The sequence below is a fragment of the Candidatus Magnetominusculus dajiuhuensis genome (genome assembly GCF_046044395.1).
Taxonomy (GTDB): Bacteria; Nitrospirota; Thermodesulfovibrionia; order Thermodesulfovibrionales; family Magnetobacteriaceae; genus Magnetominusculus; species Magnetominusculus dajiuhuensis.
Genome location: NZ_JBJUSG010000016.1, coordinates 1 through 20,257, shown reverse-complemented (window position 1 = coordinate 20,257; position 20,257 = coordinate 1). Strand labels below are relative to the sequence as shown.

The window sequence follows — 20,257 nt, the reverse complement described above, 5'->3', positions numbered from 1 at the left end:
CAGCAGAAAGGTGTTAAAACATTTATAACAGAGATACTTACACGCTTGAAGGAGTTGGTGCCGGAAGAGACACTCCGGGGCAGGTACATAAGACAGGTGGAAGTCCTGTCTCAGTTAAGGAATTTGCAGGACGAAGTCTGTAAGGAGGCGGAGGCTATGGCATTAGTATATGACTTAGAGAAAGATGTGAGGTTTAGGCAGGGGCGTGAGCGGGGGATGGTTGAAGGTGAATAGAGAGGTGAACAGAGAGGCAAAATGGAGGGATTACTTGAGGGCATAGAGTTAGGACTTGAACTCAAATATGGTGCAGCGGGACTTGAGTTAATGAATATGGTTCGGGTTATGTCTACTGTGGATAAATTGGAGGAGTTCAAAAATCTTATCAGGAAGGCCGGGTCAGTGGATGACTTGAAGGGATTTTTGGGGAAGAGCGTATAGAACGAAATGCGCTTGTCGAAGGATTCCTGATTTATGGGCAGCGGGTGCAACTCCCTATAACGGAGCCAAACGAATGAAAATATTACTCCTTAATCCCCCAGCCCCCAGCGGGGAGAAATTCACACGCGAGGGGCGATGCACCCAGCAAAGCGCCATCTGGACTACGCTCTGGCCGCCCATATCCTTGGTGTACATCGGTACGCTGCTGAGAGATAATGGCCATGAGGTAAGAGTTATAGACTGCCCGGCTCAGGATATAGACATCAAAGATGTCACCCATATAATCAGGGCATATTCTCCTGAGGCGGTCATCTGGAGCGTGGCAACGCCATCCATCACCGGAGATTTAAACCTCTCCTCTGTGGTAAAGCAACTGAACCCCGCCGTTTATACAATCGTCTTAGGAACTCATGTGACCGCACTTGATTTGACGTCGCTTGAGCAGTCGCCATCTCTGGATATTGTTGTCAGAAACGAACCTGAATTTACGATTATGGAGACGGTAACCGCCCTTGAAATGCCCGGCGGGCTATCAAATTTAACATCCATGCCCGGAATAACCTTCAGAGACGCCGAAGGTAAGATTGTGCGTAACACGGCAAGGGAGTTCATCGCGGACATTGACGCCCTGCCCTTTCCTGACTGGAGCCTTATTGATGTCAACGCATACAGGCTTCCTCTAAGCAACAGGCCGTTTCTCATGGTGATGCCTCAGCGGGGGTGTCATTTCCCGTGTACCTTTTGTACGAGCAGCGCCTACTACGGCAGGAAGTTGAGAGTAAGAAAGGTTGAGGCGATAGTGAAGGAAATCAAAGAGGCAGTGGAAAGGTTTGCAATACGGGATTTCTTCTTTTGGGCTGAGACCTTTACGGCCAATCCCTCCTTTGTCAGGGCGCTCTGTAACGCCATCATCGCCAATAATTTAGACATCTCATGGGTCTGCAACAGCAGAATTGACACCGTGGACGGGGAATTATTATACTTGATGAACAAGGCCGGATGCTGGATGGTCAGCTATGGAATCGAATCCTTTGACCCGAACATACTAAAAGGGGTAAGAAAAGACATAGAGGTGAGCCGTGCTAATCAGGTTATATCGCTGAGCCGGAAGGCGGGGATGCTGGTCTCTGCCCATGTGATTTTCGGCCTGCCTTACGAAACCCCCGCCACAGCGCGGCAGACCATGAGGCGTGTGCTTTCGCTGGAGTTGGATTTTGCCCAGTTCTACTGCGCCGTGCCTTTTCCAGGCTCTGCCCTTTATGAACAGGCCATAAGTGAGGGGTGGCTGAATGATACCGCCGCAGTTGATTTCACCGGATTCCGGCAGGAACAGGCGGTGATGTCTCTGAATACAATTACCCGGGCTGAGGTTGAGGCAGTAAGGGCGCAGGCGGTGAGGGAGTTTTATTTGAGGCCCAGGATTATACTCGGCATTTTAAGGCTTACGAACTTTCGCCATATTGCTAAAACCCTCCTTTCCGCGTTTAAATTTTTTAGAGCCGCCAACTAAGATGCGCATACTTGGCATATGGGACGGGCATGACGCGGGGGCGGCGGTAGTGGGCGACGGCGGTATAGAATTTGCCATAAACGAAGAGCGGCTGTCGCGGCGTAAGCTCGATGTGGGATTCCCTATACTCTCAATTGAAGCCTGTTTAGATTACCTGAAATTAGACACTGGAGATATTGACTACGTAAGCAGCTCCACTACGGATTTTGCCAAGACGCTGACGCGGGCATTGCCTTCCCTCAAGGAACAATATTATAGGATACGAAGGCGTAAGGTGGAACAAGGTAAATTCTCTGCCATCAAAAAAAAGGCAAAATATCTGCTTACCGAAATAGCCACGTCCAGGGCAACGCTGCTTGCCAGCAACCTGCTGCTTAAACGAAATTTGATTGCGATGGGATTCAGGAGGGACATTGCCCTTCTGCACTTTGACCACCACTTTTGCCACGCCACGGCGGCGGCCTTTTGCTCCGGCTTTGACAGATGCCTCGTCCTTACCCTTGACGGCATTGGGGATGGCCTCTCAGGGAGCGTCAGCGTGTTTGAGGATGGTCGGCTTAACCGAATCGCGGCTATCAGCGGCAGGGATTCGTTTGGAATATTCTTTGAGCACGTTACAAATCTCCTGAACATGCGGGAACTCGAAGACGAGGGCAAGGTCATGGCCCTTGCCGACTATGCCTATCCCGTTTCTGACGATGACAACCCACTGATGGATTTCTTTCGGGTCAGTGGAATTGGCGTGCACGCGACGTACGGCTCTTTGGATATGTATGAGAAATTAAAGAAGGTCCTCTGGCGCTATCCCTCTGAACAGTTTGCCTTTATGGCGCAGAGGACGCTTGAGGTAAAGGTCATAGAGCTGATAAGAAACGCCCTTAAGGTTACGGGTTGCGATAAGGTGGCGCTGTCTGGCGGGGTTTTCTCCAACATAAAGGTCAACATGCTTGTGGATGAGCTTGAGGAGGTGGGAGGCTGCTTCATCTTTCCCCACATGGGTGACGGCGGCCTTGCCCTTGGGGCGGCCATGGCGGCTAACTATAAATTAAATAATATATCCTCGTATGACCTTAAAGACGTGTTCTTTGGGCCGCAGTTCAGCAACTCCGATATCGTTGACGCTTTGGATAGGAACGGCCTGAAATATACTAAATATGAAACAACTGATGACCTGATTCACGAGACTGCAAGGTTGATTGCTGACGGGCAGATAGTCTTCTGGTTTCAGGAGGCAATGGAGTACGGGCCGCGGGCGCTGGGCAACAGGAGCATTATAGCGGCGGCGAACTCCGATGATATTAAGAACCACCTGAACATGAGGCTGAAGATGCGGGTCTGGTATCAGCCCTTTTGCCCTTCCATCCTGCAAGAGGATCTTCATTACTTCACAGAGCTATCTCCCGCGTCGTCCTACGACAGATATATGACCAGAGGCTACAGGGTGAGGCCGGGCGTGACGTCAGAAATAAGGGGCGTAATAAGCCTCGCAGGTACGTGCCGTCCACAGGTGGTAAGCGAAGGAGACGGGCTGTTTTATAAGCTCCTCGTTGAGGTAAAAAAACTGCTTGGCCGGGGCGTTGTCCTCAATACGAGCTTTAATCTGCACGGCGACCCGCTTGTCTGCGCCCCGGAGGACGCGGCCAGGACATTCATCGCCACAAAAAACGAATATATGGCCATAGGAAGCTACATGGTGCAAAGGGCGTCGGGGCAGTGAATCTCAAAATTAAAAAAAAGATTTGGTTTATCGCGGCCTTTGCGGTTATGGCTGCCAGCGCGGCCTTTTTTTATTATGTTGCCAAACTTGACGCCGACGCCGCCAGGGTGCGTCTCATAAGGTTGATTCCCATTTGGCTTGAAGTCAACTTCGCCCTGATTCTGATTGCCGTCGCGGTTAATTTTAAAACCCTTTTTTCTGTTTTTACAGCGATGCAAAGGCGGCATAAGTACTATCTGGCCGGTATTGTATTATTTGCCTTTTGCGCTGCATTTCTTATTACCCCGCGGGTGCACAGGATTTTTTATGACGAGAACATCTACCTGAACATAGGGCAGAACATAGGCTATATTGGCAGGGCAAGCATGTGTAACGACGGCGACAACACCTACGGGGTGTATAAGTGTACAACCGACGAATTCAACAAACAGCCATACGCCTATCCATTTATTCTGGGGTTGGTGTTCAGAGTTACGGGCAGCTCCGAGGGGACGGGCTTTGTGTTGAACAACCTGTTTTTCTGCATGTCGGCGGTGGTAGTGTTTCTGATAGGGCATAATTTATTTCGGGATGTTACGGCTGCCCTTTTATCATCATTAGTATATTGCCTGATTCCACATAATATCATATGGGGCAATACGACCGCCGTGGAGCCTGCATCGGCCTTGTTTGCCGGTATTGCCGTACTGTCTATGCTGCATTTCATCAGGGAAAAAACAACGGCTGCGCTTTTTTTGCTTTCGGCCGTGCTGCCGTTTTCCCTTCAGTTCAGGTTTGAGTCAGTGCTGATATTGCCGGTATTGCTTCTGGTGATATTGCTCTATGACAGGAAAATCCTGAAGAGCGAAGGGTTTTATTTGTTTATGTTGTTGTCCTTAGTGCTGGCCCTTGCCCATATGCTCCAGTTATATACGGTAAGAGGCGACAGTTGGGGGGCAAGCGGCGACAAGATGTCGCTTTCATTTATGCTGAACAATTTAAAGAGCAATGGCATGTTCTATCTGGACAACAAGAGATTTCCCACGATATTTACCGTGCTATTTGCTCTTGGGATATTTTCTTACAGAATAGATTTTTCTAAAGAGAGGGTTATACTTTTGACGTGGTTTCTTTTGCTCTGGGGGGTGTTTCTGACTTTCTACGCGGGCAGCTACGACTATGGACAGGATGTCCGATACTCCGTAGTGTCATACATGCCGCTGGCACTGCTTTCTGGACTTGGGTTGTACCGGGTGGTGGCCGGTTTTAGAGATACCAGACTTTCCCGATATATGGCGGCAATGGCCGCGGTTATACTATTTCTTGCATTCTCTGCCCACCTGCCATATATAAGGGCGGAGGGAGAGGACGCGTGGGAGTGCAGGGTTGACTATGTAGAGGCAAAAAAGATGCTTTCGTCGGTGGATAAGGAAAACTCCATAATCCTTACACATAATCCGGGCATGTTTTTACTCTGGGGTGCCAACGCCGCGCAGACCTCAACCGCCACTTATAACCCTGACAGGATGAACTATTTTTTCAACCGGTACGGCCAGAATGTCTATTTCCACTATAACTACTGGTGCAATGTGGACAACCCCGTTCAAAAGAAGTTCTGTCAGGAGATGCTCAACGCCTACGACTGGCAGCAGATTACCTACCACACAGAACAGAACAGAATATTCGCGCTGTATAAAATTAAAAGAAAATAAGGAGGATAACAATGGAATATCTTATGGCCTCGCTTCAGGCCCTGAGGTTAGGCGGTTTGATGGTGTACCCCCTGTTTGCCATGGGGGTGTTGGTTGTGGCAATCCTGCTTGACAGGACATTTGTCAACATGCGTTACTGCGGGCTGCCGGGGCAGATAGTGGACATTGCGGAGACGTATGGCTTTCAGTGGGAGCTGCTGCAGGACAGGATGGCGTCTCTGGCGCGGCGCAGTTTTTACAGGCGTTTCTTTCAGGTTATCCTTGACAACCGCTCAAATCCGGCGTGGTGGGTGGAGTCACGGGCGGTTGATGAGGCGCAGCTTATAGAACAGGCACTGAACCGGGGGCTGTGGATATTGGAGACCATCGTAACGGCGGCGCCGCTTGTGGGGTTGGTAGGGACAATTATAGGCATGATGGAGTCGTTTAAATTGATCGGCACGGGGGGCCTTGTAAATCCAACAGGGATTACGGGTGGTGTGGCACAGGCGCTGATAGCAACGACCCTTGGCATAGTCATAGCGCTTATCGCATTGTTTTCATTTAACTTCTTTTCGCACATACACGCCAACACTATGGATAAGATGGAGCGGCTTGGCACACGGCTGATAGACCGCCTTCGCATAGACGAGGGAAACAGGGGTGGGGCATGAAATTCCATAAAGGCAGACGCTCAAAGCGTGGGCGTATAGAAATCATACCGATGATAGACGTGATGTTCTTTCTTCTGGCCACATTCATACTGGCCTCACTGGCCATGCAAAACATCCATTCATTGAGGATTAATCTGCCGGAGGGCGCGGTCTCTCCAACGCCGTCAAGCTCTGACGTAACGCTGGCCATAGCCAAAGACGGCGCTATTGCGCTGAATGACGCCCCTGTAACCCTTGCCATCCTGAGCGATAGATTGCAGCCAATGTTAAAGGGCAAAGGCGGCCATATAGTAATTGCCGCGGATAATGACACCCCGCAGGGCGTGGTGGTGCAGGCAATGCTTCAGGCGCAGCGCGCCGGGGCGGAGCATTTCATGATCGCGGTGAAGAGCCGTGGGGAAGAGCCGCTTGCCGGACAGTAATAATCATATTGATAATCCCTGGCGGCGCCTGCCGTGGACTATCTTAATATCTCTGATTATATGGGCAGGCATGTTGTGGGGATTCGGGCTGATTATTAACACCGCGCTACCCCAACATCCCTTGCCGATGCCAAAACCAATAGACGCGCAGATAATAAAACTCTACACGCCTGATAAAACGGTTCCAACAGATACCCGCACTGGTGAGATAAAGAAAATGGAATTAAAACAGCCTAAGCAACCGGCACACCGGCAAGATGAACAGGTCTCAGTCACACCGGCACCTGACCCACAGCCTAACGGCAACACCGGCGAAGGCCCCTCTGCCGATAATTCAGACTCTAATGCCGCACAGATGAACGACAACGCCAGCGGCACATTATTTATAGACTTAGGATATCCCCACTAATTAAATCACAGGTGCTACGCCGACTATTTATTGAGGCAACGCGCCACGCGATACTAATGTGCGTTCGCGGCTATAAATGTGCGTCCGCATTGGCTGGCTACAAATAATCGCCGAGCTTCTTATCAATCTTACTGACGTGGGTTATAAGCCAATTGCAGAGGTGCTCTTGTAGCTTTTGATTTAAGTCCTTGCTTGAGCCTTTTCTCTGGTATTCTGTTTTTAGTCTTTGAAAGTTTGTCCTCAGGGTTTTGTGCTGCTTTAGGTGAGCCTCTGTGTCTTCCTCGTCGTAGTCGTACTGCTTCATGTATGTCTCTTCGAGGGTCAGATGGGTCTCAATATAACTCTCAAGATTCTTTATAAGCTCCTCGACAAAAACGCTCTCCTTGTTCTGCGCTACCGCCTCGACAAAGGCGTTCACCCTCTGAAACAGCTCCTTGTGCTGCTCATCCATAAGCTCAACGCCGACGGCCAGGTTCTCAGTCCACTGAAAGCTCATCTCACCTGTCTGCCTTTAAAAACGGCCTGGTCAGGTGGGGTCTCAAAATGGCTTTTCCTTGGTGCCCAAAAATTCTTAAAATAGAACTTGCCCTTTTCGTCGGTCATGTATTTGTCCCAATTGTCCATCAGTTTTTCTTTGGTCAGACGAAAGGACTCCTTTGAGGAGTCGGCATATTCGTAATGTCCTGTAAGCACAATAGCCTGAAACGGGCACGCCTCAACGCATAACCCGCAGAACAGGCACCTTAAAATCTCTATCTCATACCGGTCAACCACCTTCTCATGGGTCTTCCCCTCGGACGTATATATCGTGATACACTTAGAGGGACAAATGGCGGCACACAACCCGCAGCCCACGCACCGTGCCCGCCGCGTAAGGGGTTTTCTAACGAGGGCGTGCATCCCCCTGAAGCCCGGCATTGATTCCCGTTTTTCCTTTGGATATTGCCTTGTGACAGGCTTTTTGAACATATATGACATCGTCAGGGACATCCCCTGGAGGATTTCAACGAAAAACACCCTCTTAAGGAAACCCTTAAACCAATTATCCGGTGCCGCCTTCGCCATAATTTTTAAATATGACTGCCTTTCAGCGGGCGCAGCCACAGTGGGTGCTGAGACAACCGGCTCGGAGACTTTGGTTTCGATGTCTTCCATAGTGTTATAAATTAGCACTCCGCCCTACCCTCTGTCAAGAGGAAAATCAACCAGCAGGTTGGACATCCTACTAATTACAGAGCCTGAGGACTTCGCGGGTTATCCTGTCAAGGGGCATTACCTTATCCACACCGCCAAGTTTAATCGCCTCGTTGGGCATCCCGAAAACCACGCATGACGCCTCGTCCTGCGCGATGGTGATTGCCCCGGCTTCTTTCATTTCGAGCATCCCGCGCGCGCCATCGTCTCCCATTCCAGTCATAATGACGCCCACGACGTTTTTGCCGGCATATCTGGCCGCCGAACGAAACAACACATCCACTGACGGGCGATGCCGACTTACCAGCGGGCCGTCTTTCACCTCTACATAGTAGCGGGCACCGCTTCTTTTTATCAGCGTATGCTTGTTGCCGGGGGCTATGAGGGCATGGCCTCTGATAACCGTATCGTTGTCCTGCGCCTCTTTTATAGAGATTCGGCAGATGCTGTCCAGCCTCCTTGCAAACGCGGCAGTAAAATGCTCCGGCATATGCTGGACAATTACGATACCCGGACAATCCGTTGGAAAATCCTCCAAAAATACCTTTAACGCCTCCGTACCGCCCGTTGACGCGCCCACGATTACCACTTTTTCAGTTGTCTGAATCATCGCCTTTGATGTCGGCTTATCCAGCACCGCGTCCGCGGTCAGCTTTGGGGCAACCATTTTTTCAGTCCTTACCGCTGATATACGCCTCGGCCTTGATGAGGCCGCAGCCTTCACTGAGTCGCAGATTGTCATCCTGGATTCCTCAATGAACTGCTTAGTACCCATGCGCGGCTTGGTTATTATCTCAACGGCACCCAGGTCCATCGCCTTTAAGGCAGTCTCAGAACCGATTTCCGTAAGCGATGAGCACATCACCACGGGTATCGGATGCTGGCTCATCAACTTCTTTAAAAAAGTCAGGCCGTCCATTCGCGGCATCTCCACATCCAGCGTTATTACGTCGGGCAACTCCTCCTGTATCTTCTTTGCCGCGGCAAACGGGTCTGCCGCCGTCCCAATAACCTGTATCTGAGGGTCAGAGGACAGGATATCCGACAGCGTCTGGCGCACTATCGCCGAGTCATCCACTATAAGTACCTTTATTTTATCTCTCATCGTCCACCTTTTATTGCCAATATTTTACTCATTAAGTTACCCTGCCACATTCCACCGCGGTCTTCCTCAATTTTCTGAGCAGAACCTCGCCTGTTTGTGTATTAAAAAAAATCTTGCGCCCCCTGTCGCCCCCAAGGTCGGATGTCTTAGGTTTAAGGCCAAGGGCACCAAGGATTTCCAGCGCCGCGTCTATATTTTGCCTTCCCACTGTTGCCTTAGCGTCATAATTTTTATACGTGAGGACATCGCCTCCGCCAAAGGCCTTTACCTCAATGTCCCTGGCGTTTACCCCCCTGTCTCGCATCTTGTTGAGAATATATTTAATGGAACAAGTAACGTATTTTAGTTTCTCAGGACATTCACCACAGCCCTCCCCAACGCAGTCAGGAAGCATACCGTGGCAGATAGCGGCAGTACGCCGCATAGGCTCAAACATCGTTATTGATACACACGACCCCAGCACCGTTTTCACCAGCGCCGGTTTCCCGGTTATATAGACCTCGCCGGGTTTGAGAAACACCAGCGGCAATCCCATCTCTTTAAATTTCATTTCCTGACCCTGTATATGGTCGGAGCTACCTGCGTAAATGGCACATTGAGGCCCGCAATAGTCTCCGAATGCCCCATGAAAAGATAGCCGCCAGGTTGCAAGTACTTTGCGAACTTCGTAAGAAGCCGCTCCTGCGTAGGCTTATCAAAATATATTACCACGTTTCTGCAGAATACTATGTCCATCGTCTCTCTGAATCCGAAGTCGTCATCCATGAAATTCAGCCTGCGAAATATTACACTACGCCTCAGCTCCGGCACAATGCGCACGAGCTTCTTTGATGTGTCTTTGCTTTTTAGGAGGTATTTTTTCCTCAACGGCATCAGTACGGGCTGAATCTTCTCCTCGTCGTATATTGCCTCTTTTGCTATGCCCAGTACCTTTGTGGAAATGTCTGTTGCGATTATAGTGAAGCTGAACCGCCCGCCGGGTGCCCTCTCTGCAAATTCACTTAGTACCATTGTGAGCGTATAAGGCTCCTCACCTGTTGAGCAACCGGCGCTCCAGAGCATCAGCGGACGCATTGCCCCCGCCCCCGTGCTTTCGATAAGCGTCGGAAGGGCGTGCCTCGTTAAATAGTCAAAATGATTTGGCTCACGAAAAAAATCTGTCTTGTTCGTAGTCACCGCGTCTATCATATGAACCAATTCGCTTTCGGTACCCTTGGGACTGAATACGTAATCGCTGTACTGTTCAAATGAACCGATGCCAAGCTTGCGAAGCCTCCTCTGCAGACGAGCCTCAAGCATCGTCTTTTTCGCGGGGGGCATTTTTATGCCCACTTCGTTTTGCACAAAATCGCTAAGGCGGCGAAATACCTTGTCAGACAAAACCGCGGTTTCGCGTCTTACGTCATCGTAACCGTCTGCCATATCGCCCTACCCTATGCCGCTGATTGGCTTGCCTCTTGCGCGAAGGCCAGTTCGTCTGCGGTAAATATCTTGTCTATATCCAGAATAATTATGAACTCCTCGTCACGCTTGCCCATGCCCTTTATGAAATCAGTCCTCAACTGCATCCCTATGCTTGGGGCCGGCTCTATCTTCTCCGGTTCAAGCTCTATTACCTCCTGCACGGAATCCGCCAGCGCCCCCAGCACCATTGACTCGCTCTCAAATGACACCTCCACGATTATTACGCAGGTGTTTACTGTTTTCTCCGTACGAGTCATCCCGAATTTTAATCTGAGGTCAACCACTGGCACAACGCTTCCCCTTAGATTGATTACCCCGCGCATGAACTCCGGTGTGCGCGGCACCTTTGTTACGCTGCTGAACTCAAGTACCTCTCTGACTTTCGATATATCAAGGGCAAACGTCTCTTCCTCCAATTCAAATGTCAAATACTGTGTCGGTTCGGATGTTGCGGTTGCTGACATTTCCAGGTACCTCCCGATTCTTTATTGTTTTTTCCTTAAACGCCTACGGCTTCTGCAATCGCAGGCTCGTGTCTTGCCACAGAACGTACCAGACTGGGGATGTCCATAATCAGGGCCACCGTGCCGTCGCCCAGTATGGTCGCCCCCGAGACCCCCTCTATGTCCTTAAAAACCCTTCCCAGTGTCTTTATTACCGTCTGATGTTCTCCTATTACGTAGTCTACAACAAAGCCCACCTTTTTGTCTTCAACCTCGGTTATAACTATCTGCTCCATCTCAGGCTCTTCGGCGTCAATAAGGAAATGCTCCCTAAGTCTTATATACGGTATCAGGACACCGCGCACGTTTGAGACATGTCTGCCGTGCGTCCTTTCAATGTCTTTTTTGCTCAGCTCCACGCATTCCTCAACCACTGCCAGCGGGATAACAAAGACCTCATCGGCTATCTTCACAAGCAGGCCGTCTATTATGGCAAGCGTCAGGGGGAGCCTCAGCGTGATAGTCGTCCCCGCGCCCTTTTTGCTCTTTACCTCTACGATGCCGCGAAGGGCGTCTATGTTTTTCTTTACAACATCCATCCCAACGCCTCGCCCCGATACGTTTGTTACCTTTGCGGCGGTGGAAAAACCCGGAGCAAATATCATCCCGAATATCTCCTTCTCCGACAGCTCGGCATCAGGCGCCACGAGGCCGTTGTCTATCGCCTTCTTTAATATTCTCTCTTTGTCCAGCCCTGCCCCGTCGTCTTCTATCTTTATCAGGACGTTCGCACCCGAATGCCCCGCCGACAAATGCACCGTGCCCATTCTGGGTTTTCCGGCGGCCTCTCTTACGTCAGGCCTTTCCACACCGTGGTCTATGCTGTTTCTTATTATATGCACGAGCGGGTCGTTGAGTTTCTCTATGACCGTTTTGTCTAACTCGGTCTCAGCCCCGTCTGTGGTCATCTGTATCTCTTTGCCCAAATCATTGGAAAGGTCGCGCACCAGTCTCTTAAACTTGCTGAATGTCGTCCCTATGGGAAGCATCCTGATGCTCATCGTGCCGTCCCTCAGTTCCCACGTAAGACGCTCCACCTCTTCGGCTATGGAGGTAAGCAAGACCTCGCCGTTTATGGCCGCCGTCTGGCTCAACCTTGCCTGCACTGTGACCAGCTCCCCGACAAGGTCAACGAGCTTGTCAAGCCTCTCCGATGGCACCCTTATGCTTGCCGCGCCGTCGGCTGTTTTCTGCCGCTGTTCGCGGACTTCCTTTATGTGCTGCTGCTCAGCGAGGGCCGATTCTATGTGCCCACTGTCCACAATCCCGGCGTCAACCAGTATCTCTCCGACTTTTTTCTGCTTGCCCAGGAGCTTTTTTAACTCGTCCACCTTGACGTCGCCACGCGCCGCCAATATCTCGCCGAGTTTCATGTACCCTTCGTCCTCGTCGTATTCCCCTTCCTCATCAACCACCTCGACATGTAATTCACACATGTCGTCAACAAATATAAACACATCTTTTATGGCATTAGCGCTATGAGTGGTCGTCAGGATGATGTCCCAGTAGGTCGCGCACGTCTCCGGGTTGAATTCCTCAAGGCGCGTGATGGCGTCTGTTTGGGCTATCACCATGCAGCTTCCCATCTGGCGCAGCTCATTGAGCAGCAATATCGGGTTTGTCCCCGTTATGAAAAGGTCAGCGGCGGGTTTGAACCTTATTCGATATGTAATTGAGTGGGAGCCGTCTGCTAACGCGGTCTTAGACGGTTTTTTTTCTGAGGCCTCTTCGGCTTCCTGTACTGCCGCCTTAGCAGACCCACCCTTTGTCAAAAGCTGCAGTGAGCCTATTATGGACTTAGAGACGCTGTGGTCAACGGTTGCCTTGCCCTCAGAGGCCTCTATCATCGTGCGAATCTGGTCGCGCGCACGAAGTGTCAGGTTTGTCAGTTCCTTAGTGACGGCAAGTTTTCCCATTCTGACCATATCAAAGGCCGTCTCCACCTCGTGTGTGAATTCGGCTATGTCGTCAAATCCGAACATCGCCCCTGAGCCTTTTACCGTGTGCATGGCGCGAAACACGCGCCCTATCAAATCCTCATCAGTTGGGTGTTCCTCAAGCTCTAAGAGGGATGTCTCCAGCTCTGTCAGAAGCTCAGCGGCCTCCTCCTTAAATGCCTCACGTCCTGCGTCTAAACCGTCGTCTTCGCCGCTCATCCCAGCACCTTCTTTACCACCGCCAACAGTTGGTCAGGCTTAAATGGTTTTACTATCCACCCCGTAGCGCCGGCGGACTTTCCCTCCTGCTTCTTGCTGTCCTGAGATTCGGTTGTGAGCATCACTATCGGTATGAATTTATAGGCCGGCATTGCACGCACTCCCTTTATCAGGCCTATTCCGTCAAGGTTTGGCATGTTTAAATCAGTTATCATCATGTTTATCTGCGTCTGGGCCAGTTTGGCAAGGGCGTCCTTGCCGTCAACGGCCTCTACGACCGTATATCCAGCCCCCTTCAGTGTAAAGGCGACCATCTGCCTCACGCTTGCCGAATCATCTACTGTCATTATTACCTTAGCCATTGGCGGCCTCCGATTTCGGGAAATTAAAATAACGGTCAAACCCGGCGTCTTCTATCAAACTCAAAAACCCCTCCGGCGGATTTATCAGCGACAGCCCCTTTTTCGACGCCTCAGCCGAGTGCCTTGCCGCAAAATATATCTGAAGAAAGGACAAGTCAACTCCCTCGACACCCTTGATATCTATGGTAACATTTTTTGAATTTTTCAGCGCCCCCAATACCGCGTCTTTCACCTCTGCGGCATTCAGAATTGTCACATCGCCCGAAATTCTCAGCTCCCCTGATTTACTCAACTGAAAATCGCTCATTTATTCTCCTCCTTACTATTTAACATTATTCTTCCTCTTTAACATTTAATTCTATCAACCACTCAATTGAGCCATTTGCAAAACACTGTGGCTCTCTATTCTATAACCTTCTGGATTCCCGTTTTCACGGGAATGACAGACAGGGGAAGACGACATTTGTTGTCATTGCAGCCTTCAAGCTGTTTGTCATTCCTGTGAAAGCAGGAATCCAGTTCTGCTATTAACTGAATCAATTCCATTATAGTTAAAACAACTCAAAATTGTCGCCTGCCCCGTCGTCAGGCTTTGCACAGCTTTCACCCCAAAGCAGCGAATCCCCATCCTCCGAAGCCGCGGCACCTGTGTGGATATTTCTTTCTGATTGCATCGTATATCTGCTGAGCATCTCCTTTAAATCAGGCGCATAGTTTACGTCGTCGTGTATATGGCCCGGGATTGTGGCCATTACGTCGCCAAGGATTCTTTCAAGCTCGGCTATTACCTCTGTGACGGTGCATTGTATTATGTTGCTGAAATTGATCTTTTTTATGACGTTTTCTATGTCTACCTTGAGCTGTGCCGCGCTTGCCGATATCTTATTCATTGACGAGATGACTTCCTTATCCTGTTCCATAACAGTCTCAATGGCCTGGCGCGTCTGCACAGCAACTGTCTTTGATGTCTCTAAACGAGAGAGCAACTGCTCTGACAGGTATGTCTTAATCTGTGCTGACCTTTTGAGTATTGAGTTAATCAACCCCGCGCAGTCTGATATCCTGATATTGGCGTTTTCTGACAGATTGCTTATTTCATTGGCGAGAACGCCAAGCGCCCTTCCGGCAGCCCCCACGCGCGATACCTTTATCATCGCGTTCATCGCAAGGAGATTCATGTTCTCGCTTATTGACTCGACATTTGCCACCTGGCCGGTCATCCCCTGAAGGTTTGTGCTGGTCAGTTTAATTGACTCAAGCAGGTTTACCGTCATATCATTAACCGCAACCAGTACCTTGACGAGGGCATCCAACGCCGTGCCCACCAGAGTGATTTTATTATTGCCGGATTCCTCCTCAGCGGTTATCGTTATGGCGTCTTCGGCCTGTGCCTCTGACAACTCTGAAACCTTCGACAGAGAGCCGGATATAGTTACGGCGGCCTTTTGTGTCTCATTGAGGACAAAATTAAGCTGGCCTATCTGTATCTTTATGACCTCCGATACCCACCTTATCAGGACGAATTTGCCGTTTTCGTCTTCAGAGTCGAATGTCCCGATTTTTGCCTCTATTTCGTGAAAGGCCTCTGAGACGTGTTCTATCTGTTGGCGCGTTATGTCATGGAACTGAATTGAGGCGACTACCTCGCCAACCTCCGGCGAGATGGAATATGCCCTGTTGCTTATCCTCTCACACAGCCACTTGGCCTGTGTTGACATCGCGTCCAACTCTCCCAGTATAATATTAACACGGCTCTTAACTGAGTCAAGTTCCCTGTCGGCAGTCTCTATGAACGGAGCAAGCTGTTCATTTACATTCACCACGCTCGTATTTGCCGTCCTTACGGATGAGATTATCTCATCTGTGCCTTTTAATATCTGCCTTGCCAGCGTATCAACCAAATCTGTCATAATATTGAATTCCGCGTTGCCCACGCGAGCCGTCTCTATCCTTATCAATGTGCCTATGATGGATATCGTTTTTGACAGTTTCTTAAAAAATTCCTCCATCTCTAAGACCTTATTAAGGTCATTTATAATAAGGTTCATTTCCCTGGAACCTTCAAGTATCAGTTTAGAGGAAGTGTCTATCTCACTGTAAACCGTTTCGAAGAGTTCCTTCAGAGAATGCACATTGAAACCGCTGCCGCTTTCTATCGCGTTTACGAGATTGCCGGCCATAGAGGAATTCTCTATGCACGCGAAGGAAAAATCCTGCAAACTCGCCCCAAGCTCAAGGAACTCTGTCTCTGTCGCCTTTGATATGCCGATAAGCTCATCGGCCATTTTAAGGAGCGATCTGCTCCACGACGCGTCAACCTCAATGTGAATACCGCCACCTGATGTGGAGGCACCCCCCTCTGCCGAAATGGAGGTTAAGGCTGCGGCCTTATCTGCCAAAGTTGCTGCCTTGCCTGTCAATATGCGCCACTGCTCTCATCACTGCGCCCCCGCTAACTGCCTGGCCCACATGCAATGCCACACCGCCAGTGCCTGTAAAGCGACAGGCAGTGACATTAGCTTCCATGGGGCGGCCAGCATGGGGCGGCCAGCATGGGGCGGCCAGTCTGTTAATTTTTTGTAACCGCTCATTTGCGTCTGTCTTTTTTGCGCCCACTTCTTCGCGTCCACTTTTCTGCGTCCATTGGTGCTTCATCAGCCGTTAAATTATATCTCGCCCTTTTTTACTTTCTGATAGAACTCACAGTCCTTGCAACTTTTGAGGGTTCGGGCGACTTCACACTCCGGCTCTGTCCCGCTTAGTGTGCCAGCGACCAGCCAGCAGCGCCTTCCAGCGGACTTAGTGAACGCCGAACACTGCCCATGCTTGTGTAACCCCACCTTGTGCAGCCCGCACTTAAAGAACTCCCAGCACTTTGTCCTCTCGACTTTGGTCTGCTCAAACCCCTCAAAGGCCTTGGCAAACGCCTCAAAGGCCATCGTCGCCGGACACGGCGGCTTCTTTTTCTGTAACGGCCTCGGATTAGGTATCTTCTTTTCAATCATAGTCACGGCTCTCGCTCATCGTCATGGCTCTCGTTATATCCCTTTCATTCTATCATCATCCAGACTATGGCAATTTTATACTTTTATAATTATTTTGTCAAGGTATCTTTTGTCACAGGAGTTCCCACCAAAAAAAATTGGGCTAAACATTCTGGCCAAGGCGCAGTTGTATTGTTACAGACGTACCCTTGCCAACCGTACTTTCTATATCAACGGTGCCGCCGTGGCGTTTTATTACCCCATCCACTATGGACAGCCCCAGGCCCTTGCCCGAACCCACCTCTTTTGTCGTATAAAAAGGGACAAACGCGCGCTTCACTGTCTCCTCTGACATGCCTGTGCCGTCGTCGGTTATCCTGACCTGAATTGTTTCGTCCTGAGCCTCGCCCACACGTATATGCGAAGTGGATATTGTTATATTGCCTGTCCCGGCAACATCAACAGCGTGAATAGCGTTTTCTATTATATGATAAAAACACTGGTTCATCGCCTGCGGTTCGCAGAGATACGTAGGCAGCTCTGAATATTCCTTAATAATATTCACGTTACGGCTCCCAGTTATTAGTATTGACAATGTCTCGTCAATGCACCTGTTGATGTCAACGTCTGTAAATCCTTCCTTGTTGAGACGTGAAAACATCTTCAGGGCATTGACGACCTCCATAATCCTCTCTATGCCCCTGTTAGACGAATTGATTTTATTGCCCATCATAGAGAGCATGTCAAGTATCTTGTCTCGTTGCAGAGCTTGTATTTGTTCCCCTGACAAGGATTCGTGCGAGGGCGATATTTGAGAATGTCTTACAAAAGGTTCAATTTTTACGAGATATTTATTTAATGTGCTTACAGAGGTCTTAATAAATGACAGCGGATTGTTTATCTCATGAGCTATACCCGCCGCCAGCGTTGTAACACTTGCCGACCTGTCCATCTCCAGTATCTGCATCTCTTTGTTGCGTTGAATTACCACAGCAAGTATATGCGCTATACTCATTAAGAATTGCTCATCCGGGTCATTGCGATGATATCCGGCTTCTACATATATATTTATTACTCCCAATAATTCCGCAGATGACATGATGGGTATGCAGTAATGTCCATGCGCGGTAGAATTCTCAAAATTACTCAAATGTTCGTCTTCATTGCAATCTGATAAGAACACAACTTTTCTTGTGGCTGCAGCCAACCCGCACAGACATTTGCCATAGGGAAGATTTGAGCAAGCCAACGCCTGTTCCTTGCTAAAGTCTTTCGATACCTCCATTTGAAGTGTCTTTGCCTTTTCGTTACAAATAAATAGACACCCTTTCGATTGGAAGGAACTCCGCGAGTGTATCAATATAAAATTTAATATTGATTGTAGTTTTACCTCAAAGGGATCAGGTGATAATGATATGTAAAGAACTGAGTTTAATATTTCCTCGTCTCTTTTATGATTTTCTATTTGCTTATTTTTTTCTGACAGACTACCATAGGCATCTATAAAATAATTTATATAATTATTCATTATCATAATTTTTGTTTTACTTTTCTTAATTAGTAATATACAACCAATTAAAACCACGGCTATTAATATAAATGCAAGCATGGCCGATTTACTTACATATCCACTAATAGTAGAAACATCAGTAAACAACACCACATGCCAATCAAATCTATTATCATAAATCTCTTCCTGCAAATATTCTACATCAGCGAATCCATTCCCTGACAGATTTTTATGGCGCATCGTAACAAACGTTAAAGAATTGGCTTCTGATTTTTTTATAATCGGTAACGGCAGCAACGGCTCATCGGCATATTGCCTATTGTCCTTAATCCTCTGTAATTCAGTCTCAGGTAGTTGGATTTCTGTGTAGTAATTATATCTCTCATCGCTTGAATAAAAAATAACCCCGTTGTTATCTACAATAAAAAACAACTGATTGCTGCCTTCATTATTTGGCATAAACATTTTGGAGTCGAATTTCACTACGACAACTCCGGTTATATCCTTGCCATTCTTTATCGGATATGATAGAAATAAACCAGGAATTTTTGTGAAGGCTCCAATACCTACGTATTTAAAAGGGATATCTTTCATAGCGCTCTGGAAATATTCTCTGTAACTAAGGTTTTTTCCTACAAGACTTGCCGGGGTATCATAGTTGCTTGACGCGGTTACCATCCCGTCGGTATTTATTACACAAGATAAAGACGCCCCTATAGATTCGCTGAAATTATATAAATATTCATTCATATTACGTTGTTCACCGGGACGATTTGCGTGTTCAATAACGTAAGGACGTCCTGATAGTAATTTAGGGAATGCCTCGTAATGGCTTAGTTTCTCATTTAAATGTCTATTATATATATTTACACGTTCTAAGGCGTTATTATGAATAATGTTTATTGCCCTGTCCTTAATCCAATGGACTGTTATTATCATTATAATAATGGCAGCAATAAACAGGAAACCTGTTAAATAAGAAAGAATTTTATTGTCCCTAATATTTTTACTAAGATAAAGGTTATATTGATTAACCATATTGTTATAGACATCAATAGTAGCAAGATTTTTTGATATTATTCTGACTATTACAACGATAGAAAAGGCAATAATCAAGGCCGCTATTGCCCTAAACACCTGAACGGGGATATGGACAACAGATAAAAAGCCCCCGGCATTAAGAATATTCGATGGGAAAAAGCCGCCTTTTGGCACAACCAATCCGGCAAAAAAACCATATGCTATGAAACACGCCGCGGCAATCTTAAGATAAGTATCAAATCTATTGAGCCTTGATGCCTCAATATTATCTGTTTCTTTGCGATAGGCATTCAGGCCGATGGCGGTCAGGATAGTCCCAGGCAACGCAATAAAATATCTCGGCAATATTTGTCCAGTTATGAGCCATTCTCTCGAACTAAATGTGATAACAAGGATAAGCACTGAAACCGTCGGCATTAACCACCACGACAGCAATCTGGACAACTTGTCCAGAGACACATCCGTTTTAACCAAACGCCTGCCAAATTCAAACAGGAAGCAAAACGATAACATCATAAAAACAAAAGCCGTCATCTTCAGAATGCCATGCGCAGGATATATAAATACCGCCATATCCAGCCATTCATTTACGCCATGAAGGAGGGCAAACATGGCGAGCAACCAGATTTTTCTTGTTAATCTGAACAGTCCGTAGGTTTTAGGTTGAACAAGGATTAAAGCACCCATAGATATAAAGGCAAATCCATAGACAAGATATACATACCCCATATTGCTTGTGAAAAACTGCTCAGTCATACTTGAAGACTCCTAAATCATATTGCCCCCCACCATTATAGTGTACGCTGCCCTATCTACGTTCGTCAAGTTTTTTTTGTATTCAGTTTTTTTGTATCCAATCATGGCAAACACACCTTGACAGGCTGGCATTATTTCTTTACTGTGACAGGCTGACACCATTTCTTTATCTGTCATTCCTGCGAACAGACTGTGTCATAATTACGTGGACTAATTCGTATTGCATTATCGATAATTATTGTCGAAAAATTATTCCAAGTTGCAGACAAGAAACTGTACAACAAACCGTGTCATTCCTGCGAACAGACTGTGTCACAATAGTAAAGCAGCCCCCCCCCCCCC

General features: G+C 48.3%; 20 protein-coding genes. 8 read left to right on the top strand and 12 right to left on the bottom strand.

Annotated elements, in window-relative coordinates; translation table 11 throughout:
* The first annotated feature begins 57 nt into the window (after positions 1-57).
* The 8 genes from AB7D94_RS03925 to AB7D94_RS03890 all read left to right on the top strand — a co-directional run bounded on the left by AB7D94_RS03925 (position 58) and on the right by AB7D94_RS03890 (position 6,840).
* Positions 58-234, top strand: a complete 177-nt coding sequence (locus AB7D94_RS03925) for a hypothetical protein (protein ID WP_420264420.1) — start codon at positions 58-60, stop codon at positions 232-234.
* Positions 235-255: 21 nt separating this feature from the next.
* Positions 256-438: a hypothetical protein gene (locus AB7D94_RS03920; protein ID WP_420264419.1), complete on the top strand. Its 183-nt coding sequence runs from the start codon at positions 256-258 to the stop codon at positions 436-438.
* 73 nt (positions 439-511) lie between these two features.
* On the top strand, positions 512-1,948 hold the full coding sequence (locus tag AB7D94_RS03915; RefSeq protein WP_420264418.1) for a B12-binding domain-containing radical SAM protein: 1,437 nt from the start codon (positions 512-514) through the stop codon (positions 1,946-1,948).
* A 1-nt stretch (position 1,949) separates the two neighbouring features.
* Positions 1,950-3,665, top strand: a complete 1,716-nt coding sequence (locus AB7D94_RS03910) for a carbamoyltransferase C-terminal domain-containing protein (protein ID WP_420264417.1) — start codon at positions 1,950-1,952, stop codon at positions 3,663-3,665.
* On the top strand, positions 3,662-5,356 hold the full coding sequence (locus AB7D94_RS03905; protein WP_420264416.1) for a glycosyltransferase family 39 protein: 1,695 nt from the start codon (positions 3,662-3,664) through the stop codon (positions 5,354-5,356). The genes AB7D94_RS03910 and AB7D94_RS03905 overlap by 4 nt, the downstream gene beginning before the upstream one ends.
* Positions 5,357-5,367: 11 nt before the next feature.
* Positions 5,368-6,009: a MotA/TolQ/ExbB proton channel family protein gene (locus AB7D94_RS03900; protein ID WP_420264415.1), complete on the top strand. Its 642-nt coding sequence runs from the start codon at positions 5,368-5,370 to the stop codon at positions 6,007-6,009.
* Complete coding sequence (locus AB7D94_RS03895) at positions 6,006-6,431, top strand: ExbD/TolR family protein (RefSeq protein WP_420264414.1); 426 nt, start codon at positions 6,006-6,008, stop codon at positions 6,429-6,431. Before AB7D94_RS03900 ends, AB7D94_RS03895 begins: the two co-directional genes overlap by 4 nt.
* Complete coding sequence (locus AB7D94_RS03890; RefSeq protein ID WP_420264413.1) at positions 6,418-6,840, top strand: hypothetical protein; 423 nt, start codon at positions 6,418-6,420, stop codon at positions 6,838-6,840. Before AB7D94_RS03895 ends, AB7D94_RS03890 begins: the two co-directional genes overlap by 14 nt.
* Positions 6,841-6,937: 97 nt before the next feature.
* Here the strand turns inward: AB7D94_RS03890 and AB7D94_RS03885 are convergent, their stop codons facing one another.
* From AB7D94_RS03885 to AB7D94_RS03830, 12 genes are all read right to left on the bottom strand, one after another.
* Positions 6,938-7,336, bottom strand: a complete 399-nt coding sequence (locus AB7D94_RS03885) for a bacteriohemerythrin (protein WP_420264412.1) — start codon at positions 7,334-7,336, stop codon at positions 6,938-6,940.
* Positions 7,333-8,013 (bottom strand): NADH-quinone oxidoreductase subunit NuoI, encoded by a 681-nt coding sequence (gene nuoI / locus AB7D94_RS03880; protein WP_420264411.1) that lies wholly within the window; start codon positions 8,011-8,013, stop codon positions 7,333-7,335. Before nuoI ends, AB7D94_RS03885 begins: the two co-directional genes overlap by 4 nt.
* Before the next feature lie 52 nt (positions 8,014-8,065).
* The gene (locus AB7D94_RS03875) at positions 8,066-9,139 is read right to left on the bottom strand and encodes a protein-glutamate methylesterase/protein-glutamine glutaminase (RefSeq protein WP_420264410.1); all 1,074 of its coding nucleotides are present in this window, start codon (positions 9,137-9,139) and stop codon (positions 8,066-8,068) included.
* 31 nt (positions 9,140-9,170) lie between these two features.
* Entirely contained in the window at positions 9,171-9,689 is a 519-nt protein-coding gene (locus tag AB7D94_RS03870; protein ID WP_420264409.1) for a chemotaxis protein CheD, read from the bottom strand.
* Positions 9,686-10,561 carry a CheR family methyltransferase gene (locus AB7D94_RS03865; RefSeq protein ID WP_420264408.1) on the bottom strand — a complete coding sequence of 292 codons (876 nt, stop codon included), beginning with the start codon at positions 10,559-10,561 and terminating at the stop codon, positions 9,686-9,688. The genes AB7D94_RS03870 and AB7D94_RS03865 overlap by 4 nt, the downstream gene beginning before the upstream one ends.
* Before the next feature lie 11 nt (positions 10,562-10,572).
* The gene (locus AB7D94_RS03860; protein ID WP_420264407.1) at positions 10,573-11,067 is read right to left on the bottom strand and encodes a chemotaxis protein CheW; all 495 of its coding nucleotides are present in this window, start codon (positions 11,065-11,067) and stop codon (positions 10,573-10,575) included.
* 35 nt (positions 11,068-11,102) lie between these two features.
* Complete coding sequence (locus AB7D94_RS03855; RefSeq protein ID WP_420264406.1) at positions 11,103-13,262, bottom strand: chemotaxis protein CheA; 2,160 nt, start codon at positions 13,260-13,262, stop codon at positions 11,103-11,105.
* Positions 13,259-13,624, bottom strand: a complete 366-nt coding sequence (locus AB7D94_RS03850) for a response regulator (RefSeq protein WP_420264405.1) — start codon at positions 13,622-13,624, stop codon at positions 13,259-13,261. Before AB7D94_RS03850 ends, AB7D94_RS03855 begins: the two co-directional genes overlap by 4 nt.
* Positions 13,617-13,931, bottom strand: a complete 315-nt coding sequence (locus AB7D94_RS03845) for an STAS domain-containing protein (protein WP_420264404.1) — start codon at positions 13,929-13,931, stop codon at positions 13,617-13,619. The genes AB7D94_RS03850 and AB7D94_RS03845 overlap by 8 nt, the downstream gene beginning before the upstream one ends.
* Before the next feature lie 244 nt (positions 13,932-14,175).
* The gene (locus AB7D94_RS03840) at positions 14,176-16,044 is read right to left on the bottom strand and encodes a methyl-accepting chemotaxis protein (protein ID WP_420264403.1); all 1,869 of its coding nucleotides are present in this window, start codon (positions 16,042-16,044) and stop codon (positions 14,176-14,178) included.
* 246 nt (positions 16,045-16,290) lie between these two features.
* Positions 16,291-16,629 carry a two-CW domain-containing protein gene (locus AB7D94_RS03835; protein WP_420264402.1) on the bottom strand — a complete coding sequence of 113 codons (339 nt, stop codon included), beginning with the start codon at positions 16,627-16,629 and terminating at the stop codon, positions 16,291-16,293.
* Between the two features lie 142 nt (positions 16,630-16,771).
* Positions 16,772-19,915, bottom strand: a complete 3,144-nt coding sequence (locus tag AB7D94_RS03830) for an ATP-binding protein (RefSeq protein ID WP_420264401.1) — start codon at positions 19,913-19,915, stop codon at positions 16,772-16,774.
* Between the last annotated feature and the right edge of the window lie 342 nt (positions 19,916-20,257).